Source organism: Bradyrhizobium sp. BR 10289, assembly GCF_019455385.1.
Taxonomy (GTDB): domain Bacteria; phylum Pseudomonadota; class Alphaproteobacteria; order Rhizobiales; family Xanthobacteraceae; genus Bradyrhizobium.
Genome location: NZ_JACOFR010000001.1, coordinates 133,316 through 149,142 on the forward strand (window position 1 = coordinate 133,316; position 15,827 = coordinate 149,142).

The following is a 15,827-nucleotide window of genomic DNA, read 5'->3' on the forward strand; positions in this document are numbered from 1 at the left end:
TATCGATAGCTAATCGCCAATTCGTGATCGGCGTGATGATTGCGACCTAATAATTCGTATCCTATCTAATTGGCATGTCGCCCTCGCAAGCTCATATCCACGGCGAAATCGGCCGGCTGATCGCGCGTCTTGCCCGCATCTGGCGGCGGGAGTCGGATCAGGCGCTGTCTGAGCACGGCCTGTCCTATGCAACCGCGATCCCGCTGCTGGTGCTGTCGCGCCAGGGCGAGAACGTGCGGCAGGGCGTGCTCGCCGACGAGCTCGGCATCGAGGGACCCTCGCTGGTCCGGCTGATCGACCTGCTTCAGGAAGAGGGCTTGGTCGAGCGCCGGGAGGACCCGACAGACCGGCGTGCCAAGACACTCCATCTCACGCGGGCGGGCGAGGCCAAGGTCGAGGAGACCAACAGGGTGCTGCGGCGCGTCCGGGCCAGCCTCTTGAAGGATATCCCGCCCGAGGAACTTGCGATCACCTTCGAGACTCTTCAGCGCATAGAGCAGCGGGGCAGCCGCCTGCAAGCCGGCAAGACCGGTTCCGAGACGAACTAGCGATGCACAGGAATGAGCCGTTCCTGGTCCGCCATGCGGACCTCGTTTTCGCATTGAAGACGTTTGCCGCGTCGATACTGGCGCTCGTCATCGCGCTCGCGATGGATTTGCCGCGGCCTTATTGGGCGATGGCGACCGTCTACATCACCTCGCAGCCGCTCGCCGGCGCGACCAGCTCGAAGGCTTTCTTCCGCGTGATCGGCACGTTCGTCGGCGCGTCCATGACGGTGGCGCTGGTGCCGAACCTGATCGATGCGCCGGAACTCCTGTGCCTCGCCATCGCGCTCTGGGTCGGGCTCTGCCTTTATCTCTCGCTGCTCGACGGCACGCCGCGCAGCTACGTCTTCATGCTGGCGGGATACACGGTGGCGCTGATCGGCTTTCCCGCGGTGTCCGAACCCGGCGCCATCTTCGACACCGCGGTCTCGCGGGTCGAGGAGATTTCGCTCGGTATCATCTGCGCCAGCCTCGTCTCGACCATCGTCTTTCCCCGCAGCGTCGCGCCCGCGGTCGCAAGCCGCGTCGATCTCTGGTTGGCCGATGCGCAGCGCCTCAGCCAGGCGGTGCTGCTGCGCGAGGGCAGCAGCGAATCCCGCCGTCCCCGGCGTCTCAAGCTTGCGACCGACATCGTCGAGATCGACACGCTCTCCACCCATCTCGCCTATGACCGGCTGACCGACCGCAATGCGGTGACCGGCCTCGGTGAAATCCGGCTGCGCATGTTGATGCTGCTCCCGGTAATCGCATCGCTGGAGGACCGGCTGGCGGCGCTGGGGGAGGAGGCCTTGCGCCGGCGGCCCGAACTGAGGCGGCTGCTGGAGGATCTCGCGCAGTGGATCGTGAGTGACGTCAGCGCGCGGCAGCCGGCCGAGCGCATCCGGGCCATGATCACGGAGCAGCAGGCGGTGCTCGATGACCGCGCTGACTGGGAGCGGATCATCACCACCAGCCTGCTGTCGCGGCTGCGCGAGCTGGTCGACCTCTCGCGCGACTGCCGCGCGCTGACTGAAGCAATCGCGGAGAACCGCAATATCTCCACCGTCGATCTGGCGTTTCATTCCGAGGCGGGCGCCGCGCCCGTGCGCCATCGCGACCGCGGCCTTGCGCTGTGGTCGGCGGCAGGAGCTGCCACCGCCATCCTGATCTGCTGCGCGTTCTGGATCGGCACCGGCTGGCCGGACGGCGCCTCGGCGCCGATGATGGCGGCCGTTGCCTGCTCGTTCTTTGCCGCGCAGGACGAGCCGGCGCGCTTCATCCGCAGCTTCGGCCTGTGGTCGCTGGTCGCCATCGTGATCGTCGCCATCTATCTGTTCGCGGTGGTGCCCGCGATCTCCCATCTCGAGGTCCTGATCGTAGCGCTGGCGCCGCCCTTCCTGCTCTATGGCTTCCTGATCGGCCGCCCCACCACGGCGGGCACCGGCCTGGCGCTCGCGGCCAATACCGCGACCCTGCTCGCGATCCAGTCGACCTACAGCGCGGATTTCGCCTCCTACGCCAATTCCGCCGTCGCCTTCTTCGTCGGCGTCGTCATCGCCGAGATCGTGACACGGATCGCGCGCGGCGTCGGCGCCGAGTGGATCGCCAATCGCCTGGTGCTGTCGAGCTGGATCACGATCGCGGTCGCCGCCGAACGCCGCGGCAAGCGCGACCGCGCGGAGTTCGCAGGCCTGATGCTGCACCGGCTCGGGCTGCTGGTGCAGCGGATCGCCGTCCTCTCGGAGAGCAATCGCCGCGACACCGACAGCCTCGTCCAGCTCCGCATCGGCATCAACATCATCGACCTGCGCCGCGCCCGCTATGGCCTTGCGGCGTCCACCATTGCCGTCATCGACGACATGCTCGACCAGCTCGCCATCGCCTGCCGCGGCTATGCCGGGGGCGGAATGCCGGCCGAGTTGCTGGCAAGCGTCGACCGGGCCCTGGCGCAGGCGGTGAAAGATCCCAATGACAGCGCGCGCGAAGACGCCCTGATCGGTCTCGTCGGCATCCGCCGCGGCCTGTTCCCGGGTGCGCCGGCCTACCGGCCGCGCGCCGAAAGTGTTGCGGCATGAGATATGTGATCGACATCTATGGCGTGCTCGTGCCTTCGCTGCTGCTCTGGATCATTATCGCCTACGTTCTCAGCGCGATTCTGCGGCGCTTGATGCAGCGCTTCGACCTCTACCGGCTGGTCTGGCACCGCGCGCTGTTCGATTTCGCCATTTTCATCTGCCTGCTCGGCGGTGTCGTCTATCTCTCGGAGCATCTCTCATGAAGGGGAATTTCGCCTGGCTCGGCCGCCTCGCGCTGACCGTGCTCGCCGTGATCGCGGCGCTTGGCGTCGGCCGTGAGCTCTGGGTCTATTACATGGAATCGCCATGGACCCGCGATGGCCGCGTCCGCGCCGACGTGGTGCAGGTTGCGCCCGACGTCTCCGGCTTCGTCACCGAGGTGCTGGTCAAGGACAACCAGAAGGTCCGCCGCGGCGATGTGCTGTTCCGGATCGATCGCGAGCGCTTTGCGCTGGCGCTGCGGCAGGCCGATGCGTCGGTCGCGGGCCATCAGGCCACGCTCGACCAGGCCAATGCCGATCTGAAGCGCTACAGCGCGTTGACCACCGATGCAGTGTCGCAGCAGAAGCAGGAGCAGGTGCTGGCGACCCAGCTCCAGGCCAAGGCGTCGTTCGATGCTGCCGTCGCAGATCGTGCCGTCGCCCAGCTCAACCTCGACCGCAGCGAGGTCCATGCCTCCGTCAACGGCGTGATTACCAACATGGATCTGCGCCCCGGCGCCTATGTCACGGCCGGCAAGGGCGTGATGGCGCTGGTCGACACCGACACGCTACATGTCGAAGGCTATTTCGAGGAAACAAAGCTCGCGCGTATCCGCATCGGCGACAAGGTGCAGGTCCGCCTGATGGGCGAGAAGGTCACGCTCTCCGGCCGTGTCGAAAGCATCGCCGCCGGCATCGAGGACCGCGACCGCGCGGAAGGTGCGAGCCTGCTGGCCAACGTCAATCCCACCTTCAGTTGGGTGCGGCTGGCCCAGCGCGTCCCGGTGCGCATTGCGCTGGACCCGGTGCCTGATGCGCTGTCGCTGGTTGCCGGGCGGTCAGCGACGGTCGAGGTGCTGAATTAGGCTGTCGTAAGGGGAGAAATCGTAGGGTGGGCAAAGGCGCACTTGCGCCGTGCCCACGATCTCTACAATACGGCAACAGGTGCGTGGGCACGCTTCGCTTCGCCCACCCTACGATACCGCGTTTTCAGCAAACGCAGTGCTCTTAAGCATTCGAATATTTCTTCAGCTCGAACCGCGCGATCTGGTTTCGGTGCACCTCGTCCGGGCCATCCGCCAGCCGCAGCAGACGTGCCGTCGCATAGGCCTGCGTCAAACCGAAATCGTTCGACGTGCCGCCGCCGCCATGGGCCTGGATCGCCCAGTCGATGATCTGGCAGGCCATGTTGGGCACGGCGACCTTGATCATCGCGATCTCCGCTTTCGCCACCTTGTTGCCGACCGTGTCCATCGCATAGGCCGCGTTCAGCGTTAGCAGCCGGGCCTGCTCGATCATGATGCGGGCTTCCGCGATGCGCTCCTGCGTCACCGTCTGCTCGGAGACCGGCTTGCCGAAGGCGACGCGGCTACGGACGCGGCGGCACATCTTTTCCAGCGTGCGTTCGGACAGGCCAATCAGCCGCATGCAATGATGGATGCGGCCGGGGCCGAGGCGGCCCTGCGCGATCTCGAAGCCGCGGCCTTCGCCGAGCAACATGTTCTCCTTCGGGACCCGCACATTGGTGAAGACGACTTCGGACGCGCGATCGGGCACGCCGTAGAAGCCGAAAACCGGCAGGGGCCGCTTCACCTCGATGCCCGGCGTATCCATCGGCACCAGGATCATGGATTGCTGCTTGTGGCGGTCGGCATTGTCAGGATCGGTCTTGCCCATGAAGATGCAGATCTTGCAGCGCGGGTCAGTCGCATTGGTCGTGTACCATTTGCGGCCGTTGATGACGTAATGGTCACCGTCGCGGACGATCGAGCTTTCGATGTTGGTCGCATCGGACGATGCCACTGCCGGCTCGGTCATCGCAAAGCATGAACGGATCTCGCCCGCGAGCAGCGGCTTCAGCCAGCGCTCCTTGTCCTTCTCGCTGCCGTAGCGTTCCAGCACCTCCATGTTGCCGGTGTCGGGCGCCGAGCAGTTGAACACCTCGGGCGCGAGGTGCGAACGGCCCATGACCTCGCAGAGCGGGGCATATTCGAGATTGGTCAGGCCGGCACCGTGGCTGGACTCCGGCAGGAACAGATTCCACAGACCTTCCGCGCGTGCCAGCGGCTTCAATTCCTCGACGACGGGATAGACCTTCCATGGCCCGAGCTCTTCCGCCTCGCGATAGAAGCGTTCCTCGTTCGGATAGATGTGCCGGTCCATGAAGCTATCGAGCTTGCGCTTGAGCTCGGCGACTTTCGGCGACATCGGGTAGAGCATCTCAGGTCTCCTTGATCGGCGGCGTGGCTTACGCGATTTCGAGATAGTCCGGCCCGGGCAGCTCGGGGAAGGGCGCCGTCGGCAGCGTCTGGTACCAGAACGCGACGGAGGCGATGTCGTCCTGCAATGGAAGATATTTTCCATCCTTGGCGCCGGGCAGCCAGCCCAGTGCCTGGATCGTCACGCGCAGATCACTCTGGAAGCGGACGGGGTCGGGGATGTGCCAGCGATACAGGCCGAAGCGCTGCTGCGACTTGTAGACGCCGTCGGGGCGGATCACCTGCGGCAGGCCGGCATAGGGCGTGGTGAACTCGACGTAGCGGGACTGCGCCTGGCCGGCATGGGCGACATGGGGATCGAAATTATACGACCCGCAGAAATAATCCTCGGTGCCGGTGCCGCAGATGGTCGGGAACGCGCCGTCGCCGTCGAGAAAGAACTTGATCTCGCCTTCACCCCACCAGCCGTTATTGTGGACGCCCCAGGCCATGTAGGTGCCGACATAATGGCCCGCGCCCTTGACGCCATCGAGGATGGTGTAGACCTCCTTGAAAGGCAGCGGGTTGGTCCGCCGGAACTGCGCGTGGAAGTAAGCGCAATCTTCCGGCACGTCGGTCAGGGTGTAGTTGATCTGATAGTAGACGGTCAGCTGCTCGTCGCTGCGGTTCTCCAGCGTGAAGCGCGCGCGCCTGCGGAACGGCATTTCCCAATAGCAGTTGAAGGCGCGGCCGGGATTGACGCAGACCGCGAGCGAGGAGACTTGCGCAAACTCCTCCCAGCCGCAGGCGAAGAAATCGCCCGCCGGGCATTCCACGCTCGGCTGTTCCTGGTCGTCCCAGTAGATGCGCAGGATCGAATGGCGCAGCCGGCCGCGCGCCAGCGTCATCCAGATCTGCTGGATCGCGCCCTGGCCCTCGATGTCGGCGAGTGTGAAGGTCGTGCCGGGCTCGATCTGCACATAAGGCGAGACCTTCCAGCCCTGGCCGAGATCTCGGGCCTGCCGTGCGGCGGGGCCGTCGACGGACATGCCGCCCTTGCCCTTGTCGCCGGTGAAATTCTCGGGGCTGATCGAGCGCGTCTGCGCCTTCGACAGGCGCGACAGATTGCCGAGATGCAGGCCCAATCCGGAAAACGACATGGTGTCCTCGATAAGGGTGAGCGATGTCCCGGTATATCGCCGCCGAATTGACCAAAAGATGAAGACGCGCAGCGAAAAGGCCGCGCGATCCTGCGTAGCTTATGCGACGCGATACTCCCTGAACTTCTCGCGCAGCGCCGACTTCAGCACCTTGCCGGTGCCGGTCATCGGAAACTCGTCGAGGAATTCGACAGCATCCGGCATCCACCAGCTCGCGATCCTCGGTCGCATATGGTCGAGTAGGCTCTTGCCGTCGACGGTCGCGCCTTTCTTGCGGACGACGAGGAGCAGGGGACGCTCCTGCCATTTCTCGTGGCTGATTGCGACGACCGCAGCCTGCAGCACGTCGGGATGCGACAGCGCGATGTCCTCGAGCTGGATCGAGGAGATCCACTCGCCGCCGGACTTGATCACGTCCTTGGAGCGGTCGGTCAGCGTGACGTGGCCCTGGCTGTCGATCACGGCCATGTCGCCGGTGATCAGCCAGCCGTCGCGGTCGAGGCCTTCCTCGAGTTTCATGTAGCCGGATGCGACCCAGGGACCCCGGGCACGCAAATGGCCGACGGTCTTGCCGTCGCGCGGCAGCTCATTGCCGGCATCGTCGACGATGCGCAACGCCGTTCCGAAACAGGCGCGGCCGGAGACCTGGCGCCGGTCGAACCTCTCCTTGTCGCCGAGATGCTCCGAACCCGGACGCAAGCCCGGCATTGAGCAGCCCAGGGCTTCGGTCATGCCCCAGGCCTGGATGTAGTCGACATTGTACTCGCGCTTGAGCTTTTCGACCATCGCGCGCGGCGGTGCAGAGCCCGACGACAGCGTTGCGCGCAACGCCGTGAATCTGTTGCCGGTGCGTCCGAGCCAGTCGAGCAGGATCAGCCAGAAGCTCGGCACGCCCGCAGCCAGCGTCACCTTCTCGCCTTCGAGCAGCTCGTAGAGCTTGTCGGGCTCGTAGTTGCGGCCCGGCAACACCAGTTTCGAGCCGGTATAGGGCGCGGTGAACGGCATGTTCCAGCCGTTGCCGTGAAACAGCGGCGCCATCGGCATCATGACTTCGCGCACGCCTTCGACATGGCCCGGCAGGAAGTCGAAACTGCAGCAGGTCATGGTCTGCAGGATCGCGGCGCGGTGCGAGTAGATCACGCCCTTCGGATTGCCCGTCGTGCCCGAGGTGTAGCAGATCGTGGAAGCCGATTTTTCGTCGAACTCCGGCCAGGCGAAGCCGGTTTCGGTTTCTTTCTCAAGAAGCTCCTCGTAGCAATGCACGTTCGCAAGCTTCGTCTCCGGCATCCGCTCGCGCGAGGACATCACGACGTAAGCCTCGACCGTCTTCAATTGCGGCGCGATCGCCTCGACGATCGGCAGCGTGGCGCGGTCGATGAAGAGCAGGCGGTCTTCGGCGTGGTTGATGATGTAGACGAGCTGCTCGGGAAACAGTCGCGGATTGACCGTGTGCAGCACATAGCCCATGCCGGGCGCGGCATAGAACATCTCGAAATGGCGGTGGGTATTCCAGGCCAGCGTGCCGACGCGGTCGCCTTGCGTCATGCCGAGCCGCTTCAGGGCCAGCGCCATGCGCTTGATGCGGGGATGGGCGTCCGCATAGGTGTAGCGGTGGATGTCGCCTTCGATCTCGCGCGCGACGATCTCGGCCTCGCCGTGATAGTCGGCGGCATACTGGATCAGGCCGCTGATCAGAAGCGGCATGTCCATCATCAATCCCTGCATCGTTCCCTCCAGATCGCCACGTCGTTGCGCAGCGCGCGCTTGTGATTTGCGCGCGAGGTTAGCGGAACGTCACGCGACGTTCACGCAAAAAAGAAAAGGCGCGATTGCGCGCGTCACTTTTTCAGGGCTAACTGATGCGAGCTGCCGGTGAAGCAGCATTCGGCGCGGGAGGACACGATGTCAGCGGAAAGACACAAGACCGGTGCAGCCGGCTCGCCTACCGTCGACATTGCCGCACTCCGCGCGCGCTATCGCGACGAGCGCGACCGCCGTCTGCGCGCCGAGGGCAAGGCGCAATATGTCGAGGTGTCGGGCGATTTCAGCCGCTATCTCGACGATCCCTGGGCCGTTCCCGGATTTGCGCGCGCGGCCGTCAGCGAAGAGACCGAAGTGCTCATCGTCGGCGGCGGCTTCGGTGGGCTGCTCTGTGGCGCGCGTCTGCGCGAGGCCGGCATCGAAGATTTTCGTATCGTGGAAAAGGCCGCCGACTTCGGCGGCACCTGGTACTGGAATCGCTATCCCGGCGCTGCCTGCGATACCGAGAGCTACATCTATTTGCCGCTGCTGGAAGAGACAGGCTATATGCCTGTGCGCAAATATGCGCGGGCTCCCGAGATCTACGAACACTCCCGCCGCATCGGCCGTCACTTCGGCCTCTACGAGCGCGCGCTGTTTCAGACCGTCATCTCGCGGATGGAGTGGCAGGAGCAGGATGCGCGCTGGCTGGTCGAGACCGATCGCGGCGATCGCATCCGCGCGCGCTTCGTCATCCTCGCCGGCGGCCCGCTGAGCCGCCCGAAGCTGCCGGGCATTCCCTGTATCGAAACATTCAACGGCCACAGCTTCCACACCAGCCGCTGGGATTACGGCTACACCGGCGGCACCGCCGAGGGCGGGCTCACCGGTCTGGCGGACAAGCGCGTCGGCATCATCGGCACCGGCGCCACCGCCGTGCAATGCGTGCCGCATCTCGGCCGCTCGGCAAAGGAGCTCTATGTCTTCCAGCGCACACCCTCGGCGATCGGCGTGCGCGACGACCGGCCGACCGATCCAGGCTGGGTGCAGAGCCTCAAGCCCGGCTGGCAGCGCGAGCGCATGGACAATTTCACCGCGGTGATATCGGGCGAGCCGTTCGAGCAGGATCTGGTGCAGGACGGCTGGACCGGCCTGCTCGGCGAGATCCTGCTGGCGCCGCGCCGTCAGCCCGAGCCGGTGACCTCAATGGAAGAGGCGCTGAAGCTCATCGAGCAGGCCGACTATCGCAAGATGGAGGAGATCCGCGCCCGCGTCGACGCCGTGGTGAAGGACGGGACCGCCGCTGCTGCGCTAAAGCCCTGGTACAAGGCGTTCTGCAAGCGGCCGTGCTTCCACGATGAATATCTCGACACGTTCAATCGCTCCAACGTGCATCTGGTCGACACCAAAGGGAAGGGCGTCGAGCGCATCACGGAGAACGCCGTCATCGTCGACGGCAAGGCCTATGAGCTCGACTGCCTGATCTACGCCAGCGGTTTCGAGGTCGGCACCGACTTCGCCCGCCGCATGGGATTTGAGGTCTACGGCCGCAATGGCATGAGCCTGTCGGACCGCTGGCGCGACGGCGTCAAGACCCTGCACGGATTCTACAGCCGTGGCTTTCCCAACTGCTTCCTGATCGTCACGGTGCAGGCCGGTCAAAGCGCCAACTTTCCGCACATCATCGACGAGCAGTCGCAGCACATCGCCTATGTCATCAATCAGGTGCGCCAGCGCGGCGCCAGAACGCTGGAGCCGACGCCGGCTGCGGAGAACGCCTGGGTCGAGGAGGTCGTCAAGGCCGCGCTCGGCCGCCAGACCTATCTCGCCGAATGCACGCCCGGCTATTACAACAATGAAGGCGTGTTCGATCCGATCGCGGCGCGAAACAGCCAATATTGGCGCGGTCCGGTGGCATTCCTGCGGCTGCTCGGCAGATGGCGCAACGAGGGCAAGCTGGAGGGGCTCGAATTGACGTATGATCCTGCCATGGAGTCGGCGCCTTCGTCCGGGTAAGGTCCCGCATCGGATCGCCGCAGACAGAGAGGACGTCGGACATGATCAGGGGCAGGACTGCAGTTGGCGCGGCTTTTGGCGCGATGGCGCTGCTCGTTAGCTTGGCGCCCGCCACCCATGCCGCCACCTGCGGCAACGGGCCCGGCGGCTTCGAAGCCTGGAAGCGCGAGTTTTCCGCGGAAGCGCAAGGAAAGGGCATCGGCCAGACCGCGATCTCGGCCCTGATGCAGGCCAATTACGCCAGCGCCACCATCGCAGCCGACCGCGGCCAGCGCAGCTTCCAGCTGACGCTCGACCAGTTCCTCGCCAAGCGCGGCGCCACCACCATCGTCGCCAAGGGGCGGCAGCTCAAGAATTCGCAAGCAGCCTTGTTCGCCTCGATCCAGCAGCGCTATGGCGTGCCGCCCGGGCCGCTGATTGCGATCTGGGGCATGGAGACCGGTTTCGGCAGCCAGCGCGGCAACCAGAACATGCTCTCATCGATCGCAACCCTTGCCTATGATTGCCGCCGGCCCGAGTTCTTCACTGACCAGCTCTATGCCGCCTTGAAGCTGATCGACCGCGGCACGCTGTCGGGGGCGACCCGCGGCTCCATGCATGGCGAGGTCGGCCAGACCCAGTTCATGCCCAAGAACATCCTGGCCTATGGCACCGGCAATCTCGAGGTTGCCGCCAACGCGCTGAACTCGACCGCGAATTTCCTGAAGGCCCATGGCTGGAAGGCGGGAGCCGGTTACCAGCCGGGCGAACCGAACTTTGCGGCGATAGAAGCCTGGAACGCGGCCGGCGTGTACCAGAAAGCGATCGCGCTGATGGGCCGGCAGATCGACGAGGGTGGGGCGGCGGCCTCGCGCTGACCCGGGTCCCCGAACACGCCATTGCTCAGCAAGGCGTGATGCACGACCGCGAGAAAGTTGTTGCACTCAGGAACCGACGGCATGAGGTTTGCTTTGATCGATTCAGGGCTGGGCATGAGGAGACTCAACAATGGCAACCCAGATCGTGATGGACCAGACGGGCGATACCCGCCACGAGTTTGATCCTGGCAATGCCGAAGCGCTGGCGCGGGCCGAACAGCGTTTTCGGGAGCTGACCGGAGCCGGCTTCACCGCCGCCTTCCGCACCGGGCCCGGCGAAGTCACCCGTATCAAATCGTTCGACCCGTCCGCGCAGGAAACACTGTTCTATCCACGCCTGGTCGGCGGCTGATCTGAGCTGCCCATGTTCGCGGCATTGTGGTTCCGCGCGCCTGCGCGTGCCCGTCTGCATGCGCTGCGCGAACTCTACCGGCGCTTCTTCGGCGAGAATACGCCGGATGCGCGCGGTCGCCGGCTGCTCGCCGAATGGCTCTCGCCGACGCAACGCGCGCAGTTCGAGCAGCACCGCTATTTCGATGTCGTCGGCTGCGATACGGGCAAAACCTATCGCATCCACTACGGCACGGCCGCCAATGTCCACGAGATCGACGAGGCCGGGCTTGCGACGATGGGATGGTGCTTTGTCCCGTCAGGCTTCCTGGTGCCGGGCGATGTGATGCTGGCGCAGAAGATCGCGCTGGAGACAGACGAGAAGGGCGCGCTGGCGCTCGCCAATCGGTTTCCGCCGGCTACGCATTCGGAGCACTTTTACCGGCGGCCGTTCTAGGCCACCGGCCTTATCCGGCACTCAGCTGTGCGTGGTGCGATAGGCGTCCAGCGCATGCGCGGCAAAGACGCCGATGCTGCAAAGGGCGAGCAGGGCGGAGATCAGCTCGATCATGACGCATCCTCCCGCGGCAGCTGGGCGATGAGGTTTTGGCAGCAGGAATATTCGTAGATCAGTTCCAGGAGGAATTGCATGGTGGCCGTCCCTGTATTTGTTTTGACAACCACCTAAGCGGCCATCTGTTTCAGGCGTGTTTCGTCGCATCGGCAAAGAGGTTTCGCGAGGAACCAGGGGGCTGGTTTGTGCGGTGCGAAGCCGCTATGTCCGGCTCCCAGTCGTTTCATTCAGCCGCGGACCGCGGGCCGGCGGCGCATCACATTGCGAGGCAAAATCATGGCACTGGTCGAGTGGTTCGACGATCTCACCGTTGGAATGGGATTCAAATCGCCCGAGGTCGTGGTCACCGAGGCCGACATCAAGCGCTTCGCCGCCGAGTATGATCCGCAGCCGATGCATCTCGACCACGAGGCGGCCAAGGAGACCCTGTTCAAGGGGCTCGCCGCGTCGGGATGGCACACCGCCGCGATCGCCATGAATCTTGCGATCCAGACCCGTCCCTTCGGCCCGCATCCGCTGATCGGCGCCGGTGTCGACGGCCTGCGCTGGACCATTCCGGTGCGCCCCAATGACCGCCTGCACCTCGTCGGCGAGGTCATGAGCCTGACGCCGTCAAAATCGAAGCCGCAAGGCATCGCGCTGGTGAAATGGACCATGTTCAACCAGAACGGCGAGGAGGTTTACACCTTCACCCCGATCGCGATCGTGCCGCGGCGCGGCTAGGGCGGCGCGCGCCCTCCGGCATCGGCCCGATTGCGCCGGCGGAGACCCTTGCGGCTTGCAGGGAGAGGTGGTCAGCTTGGTCCGGGGAAAACGCTGGAGGCTGACATGAAGCGATTAGTCTTTGCGGCTGCGTTGCTTGCGAGCGTCCTGAGTGCCGCGCCTGCGCTCGCGCAGCAATCCAGGGTCGGCGATTGGACCATCGAGAAGCGCGCACAGGACACGCACTGCAACGCGAGTCGCGGCTACAAGGACAAGGATGACGAGAACCGCGACTACGTCATCGTCATCACCTATTCCGACAAGGCGATCGTGATCGTGATGATCTATGACGGCTGGGAGTGGGAGCATGTCGGCGAGATCCTGCGCGCCGACATCGGCACCGACGATGCCGACATCATGAAGAAGGCGAAGTGGGAGGTGATGGACAAGACCACCGTGCGCGGCATCTTCGAATACGACCAGTCGATCATGGACCGGCTCTCGAAGGCCAGGCGCCTCACGCTCGATTTCGAGGACGATGACGACGACAGCATCGAGATGCAGATCCCGCGCGCCGGCGAGGCGCTCGCCGCGCTGAAATTCTGCGAGGAGAACCGGAAGTAAATTGCAAGCGGCAAGCCCGCCCCTCCCAGGGTTGGACAAAGCGCAAGCGTGTCCACCACCTCTCAAATTGACGCGAGATCGTGGGCACGCCGCCTGCGCGGCTTTGTGCAGCCTACGAGAGCTGACGTGACGCAAGCTGCTCATCGCCCCAGCGGGAATTAGTGGCAACAAAGCTTGCGCGTGACTCACCACACACTGCCCGCGCGCTGTTCGCATTTATCCTAGTCTTTGGCGAAAACGTCCAAGCCGCACCCGGCGGTTGCCGGTACCGAAGGACGATGTTCGATATTCCAGAATCTTGCTGCAGCGTCTTTTCCGCGCCGGGGATGGCGCTCCGCCATCCTGTTTCCCTCACCAATTCCGGATGCGTCTGCCTCGTTCGTCATCAGGGCAAAACGCCGACCGCATCGTTTGTCCGATGACGATCCTGCACGCAAACCGCTTCTCCGCGCTGGTCGGGGCGATCTACGATGCGGCGGCCAATCCCGCCCTGCGCAGCGCGGCGCTGGAACAGGTCTCGAATTTCGTCGGCGGCTGTGCCGCGACCATTCTGTCGCGGGATGCAGCCGGCCACGTGATCGAGATCCACCAGCATGTCGGTACCGAGCCGCGCTTCCGCCAGCTTTATCGCGACCGGTATGTGGAACTTGATCCGTTGCTCGACCGTCATCTGCATCTCGCCGCGGATCAGACGGTCGGGGTGACCGACATCATGCCGCACGCGGACTTCGTGGCTACCAGCTTCTATCGTGAATGGGTCGAGCCGCAGGGCGCCATCGACCTTGCGGCCGTCGCGCTCGAGCGATCGGATGCGCGCACCACGATCCTGCAGGTGCTGCGTCACCGTTCGCGCGGAACCGTCGACGAGGCCATGCGCGAGCGCATGCGGCTGCTCGCGCCGCACCTTCAACGTTCCCGGGTCATGGGCCGCCAGATCGGGGCGCGCTCGCACAGTGTGGATGATCTCGCCGATGTCCTGGACATGCTGGGCACGGCCATCTGCCTGCTCGACGCGGACGGGCGGGTCGTACATGCCAACGCGGCAGGCCGCCGGCTGTTCGCCGACGCAAATCTGCTTGCGATGGTCGGCGACCGGATCGTCGCCCGCAACACCCAGACCGACAAGATATTCCGCGGCCTGCTCGACATCGCTTCGCGCGGAGAAACGGAGTCCGCATCGCGCCGTCGGGTCGAGCCCGTGACGTCGATGGACGGCGAGCACTATCTGCTTCACGCGTCTGCCCTGAAGCAGGAGCGCGATCTACCGCCACGGGACGTCGCAGCCACCGTGCTCTTCGTTCAGAAGGCGTCGATGGTGTCATCGCTCGTACCCGATGCAATCGCCGCGGCTTTCAGGCTGACGCCGTCCGAACTGCGCGTGATGATGGCGATCGTGGAAATCGGTGGAGTTCCCGACATTGCGGCCAAGCTCGGCATCGCCGAGACCACGGTGAAGACGCATCTCGGCCGGCTGTTCGAAAAGACCGGCGCCGGCAGGCAGGCCGATCTCGTCAAGATCGCTGCGGGATTTGCTGTGCCGTTCGTTCAGCGGACCGGCCGCGGCAATGATCCCGTGTGATCCATTTCACATCGTGAATCGCAGGGCTACGCGATCTCAATCCATCGTGATGAGCAAGATCTGACGGTCCTCCAATCGTACGACGCGCCGCGTTTGAGACTTTCGTATATCGCGCCCCACTCGACATACGAAAGGCCGCGTACGCCATGGCGACGATGTGCGATGCGCATTGGACGCGGTGGTTGCGCGGCGGAGGCTTGCGCGTTGGTTGGAGAAATTGCAGTGAGCGGCAAGGCTGAGTTTTCGATTTTCAACGTTTCAACGGACCTCATTCCCGAAGATGAGCGCGTGCCGCTCCTGCGCGAGTTCTACTGCCGCGGCGTGCTGAAGGCGGAGGTCGAGGCCAGGGACGGACGGCCGGCTGCGGCCAGCTTCACCTCGCACGTCCTGCCGGAAGCCCAGTTGCTGATCGGCGGGTTGTGCGGAGCGCGGGTCATTCGGACCAAGCAGCTGGTTTCGGATGGCGACGACAGTCTCGCGTTGATCCTGAACCGGTCTGGCGTGCTCGGGATATCCGCGCGAGGGCACGATCTGAAGCTTCAGGCGGGGCAGGCCGTCCTGACGAGCGCGGAGGACGTCACGATTTTCGAGCGCCTGTCGCTGGGCAGCGGTTTCTCGCTGCGCGTGCCGAGGCGCGTGCTCGCCCCGATGATCGTCGATGTCGACGATGCGGTGATGCGCGTTATCCCTGAGAGCGCCACCGGGCTTCGTCTACTCGCCGATTACGCGATCGCGCTGATCCACGAGAAGGCGCTGGAAGCGCCCGCGATGCGGCAGCTCGGCGTCGCTCATCTGCATGATCTGCTTGCGCTGGTTCTCGGCGCCACCGATCACCCTCGGGAAGCGATCGGCCGGCGCGGCATCAAGGCGGCGCGGCTCCAGAAAGCGAAGTTCCTCATCGTCAACAATTGCTGGCAGCAGGATATTTCGGTCACGACCGTTGCCCAGGAACTCGGCGTGACTCCGCGCTATCTCCAGCGCCTGTTCGAGGCCGATGGCAAGACCTTCTCGTCCTTCCTGACCGAGCAGCGCCTCAAGCGTGCCCATCGCATGTTGCGCGAACCCGATTTCGCCGAGCGGCCGGTGAGCTCGATCGCCTACGACGTCGGCTTCGGCGATCTCTCTTATTTCAACCGCTGCTTCCGGCGGGCCTATGGCGCGACACCGACCGACGTCAGGAGCGGCGGCGCGTTGTGACCGTACGCAGCTGAATTGCCGCGAAATCGATTGCGCCTGGGGTGTGGCGTA

The 15,827-nt window shown here is 64.6% G+C and carries 15 protein-coding genes; 12 read left to right on the forward strand and 3 right to left on the reverse strand.

Features of this window, described 5'->3' with window-relative positions:
* Positions 1 to 74: 74 nt before the first annotated feature.
* The 4 genes from HYH08_RS00640 to HYH08_RS00655 are packed head-to-tail and all read left to right on the forward strand — an operon-like array spanning position 75 to position 3,665.
* The gene (locus HYH08_RS00640; RefSeq protein WP_220007807.1) at positions 75 to 548 is read left to right on the forward strand and encodes a MarR family winged helix-turn-helix transcriptional regulator; all 474 of its coding nucleotides are present in this window, start codon (positions 75 to 77) and stop codon (positions 546 to 548) included.
* A 2-nt stretch (positions 549 to 550) separates the two neighbouring features.
* Positions 551 to 2,599: an FUSC family protein gene (locus HYH08_RS00645; protein ID WP_220007809.1), complete on the forward strand. Its 2,049-nt coding sequence runs from the start codon at positions 551 to 553 to the stop codon at positions 2,597 to 2,599.
* Positions 2,596 to 2,802 carry a DUF1656 domain-containing protein gene (locus tag HYH08_RS00650; protein ID WP_220007810.1) on the forward strand — a complete coding sequence of 69 codons (207 nt, stop codon included), beginning with the start codon at positions 2,596 to 2,598 and terminating at the stop codon, positions 2,800 to 2,802. The genes HYH08_RS00645 and HYH08_RS00650 overlap by 4 nt, the downstream gene beginning before the upstream one ends.
* The gene (locus HYH08_RS00655) at positions 2,799 to 3,665 is read left to right on the forward strand and encodes an efflux RND transporter periplasmic adaptor subunit (RefSeq protein ID WP_220007811.1); all 867 of its coding nucleotides are present in this window, start codon (positions 2,799 to 2,801) and stop codon (positions 3,663 to 3,665) included. The genes HYH08_RS00650 and HYH08_RS00655 overlap by 4 nt, the downstream gene beginning before the upstream one ends.
* A 142-nt stretch (positions 3,666 to 3,807) precedes the next feature.
* Here the strand turns inward: HYH08_RS00655 and HYH08_RS00660 are convergent, their stop codons facing one another.
* The 3 genes from HYH08_RS00660 to HYH08_RS00670 all read right to left on the reverse strand — a co-directional run bounded on the left by HYH08_RS00660 (position 3,808) and on the right by HYH08_RS00670 (position 7,882).
* Positions 3,808 to 5,019, reverse strand: coding sequence for an acyl-CoA dehydrogenase family protein (locus HYH08_RS00660; RefSeq protein WP_220007812.1), 1,212 nt, complete (start codon positions 5,017 to 5,019; stop codon positions 3,808 to 3,810).
* Positions 5,020 to 5,047: 28 nt separating this feature from the next.
* Positions 5,048 to 6,157 (reverse strand): glycoside hydrolase family 172 protein, encoded by a 1,110-nt coding sequence (locus HYH08_RS00665; protein WP_220007813.1) that lies wholly within the window; start codon positions 6,155 to 6,157, stop codon positions 5,048 to 5,050.
* A 99-nt stretch (positions 6,158 to 6,256) separates the two neighbouring features.
* Entirely contained in the window at positions 6,257 to 7,882 is a 1,626-nt protein-coding gene (locus tag HYH08_RS00670; protein ID WP_220007814.1) for a long-chain fatty acid--CoA ligase, read from the reverse strand.
* A 177-nt stretch (positions 7,883 to 8,059) separates the two neighbouring features.
* Between HYH08_RS00670 and HYH08_RS00675 the strand changes: the two genes are divergently transcribed.
* The 8 genes from HYH08_RS00675 to HYH08_RS00710 all read left to right on the forward strand — a co-directional run bounded on the left by HYH08_RS00675 (position 8,060) and on the right by HYH08_RS00710 (position 15,776).
* Complete coding sequence (locus HYH08_RS00675) at positions 8,060 to 9,913, forward strand: flavin-containing monooxygenase (RefSeq protein ID WP_220007815.1); 1,854 nt, start codon at positions 8,060 to 8,062, stop codon at positions 9,911 to 9,913.
* A gap of 41 nt (positions 9,914 to 9,954) precedes the next feature.
* Positions 9,955 to 10,770, forward strand: a complete 816-nt coding sequence (locus tag HYH08_RS00680; RefSeq protein WP_220007816.1) for a lytic murein transglycosylase — start codon at positions 9,955 to 9,957, stop codon at positions 10,768 to 10,770.
* A 130-nt stretch (positions 10,771 to 10,900) separates the two neighbouring features.
* Positions 10,901 to 11,122, forward strand: coding sequence for a hypothetical protein (locus HYH08_RS00685; RefSeq protein WP_220007817.1), 222 nt, complete (start codon positions 10,901 to 10,903; stop codon positions 11,120 to 11,122).
* Positions 11,123 to 11,134: 12 nt separating this feature from the next.
* Entirely contained in the window at positions 11,135 to 11,557 is a 423-nt protein-coding gene (locus HYH08_RS00690; RefSeq protein WP_220007818.1) for a hypothetical protein, read from the forward strand.
* Positions 11,558 to 11,950: 393 nt separating this feature from the next.
* Complete coding sequence (locus HYH08_RS00695) at positions 11,951 to 12,397, forward strand: MaoC family dehydratase (protein WP_220007819.1); 447 nt, start codon at positions 11,951 to 11,953, stop codon at positions 12,395 to 12,397.
* Between the two features lie 105 nt (positions 12,398 to 12,502).
* Positions 12,503 to 13,000, forward strand: a complete 498-nt coding sequence (locus HYH08_RS00700) for a DUF2147 domain-containing protein (protein ID WP_220007820.1) — start codon at positions 12,503 to 12,505, stop codon at positions 12,998 to 13,000.
* Between the two features lie 418 nt (positions 13,001 to 13,418).
* The gene (locus HYH08_RS00705) at positions 13,419 to 14,579 is read left to right on the forward strand and encodes a helix-turn-helix transcriptional regulator (protein WP_220007821.1); all 1,161 of its coding nucleotides are present in this window, start codon (positions 13,419 to 13,421) and stop codon (positions 14,577 to 14,579) included.
* Between the two features lie 222 nt (positions 14,580 to 14,801).
* The gene (locus tag HYH08_RS00710) at positions 14,802 to 15,776 is read left to right on the forward strand and encodes a helix-turn-helix transcriptional regulator (RefSeq protein WP_220007822.1); all 975 of its coding nucleotides are present in this window, start codon (positions 14,802 to 14,804) and stop codon (positions 15,774 to 15,776) included.
* The last annotated feature ends 51 nt before the right edge of the window (positions 15,777 to 15,827 follow it).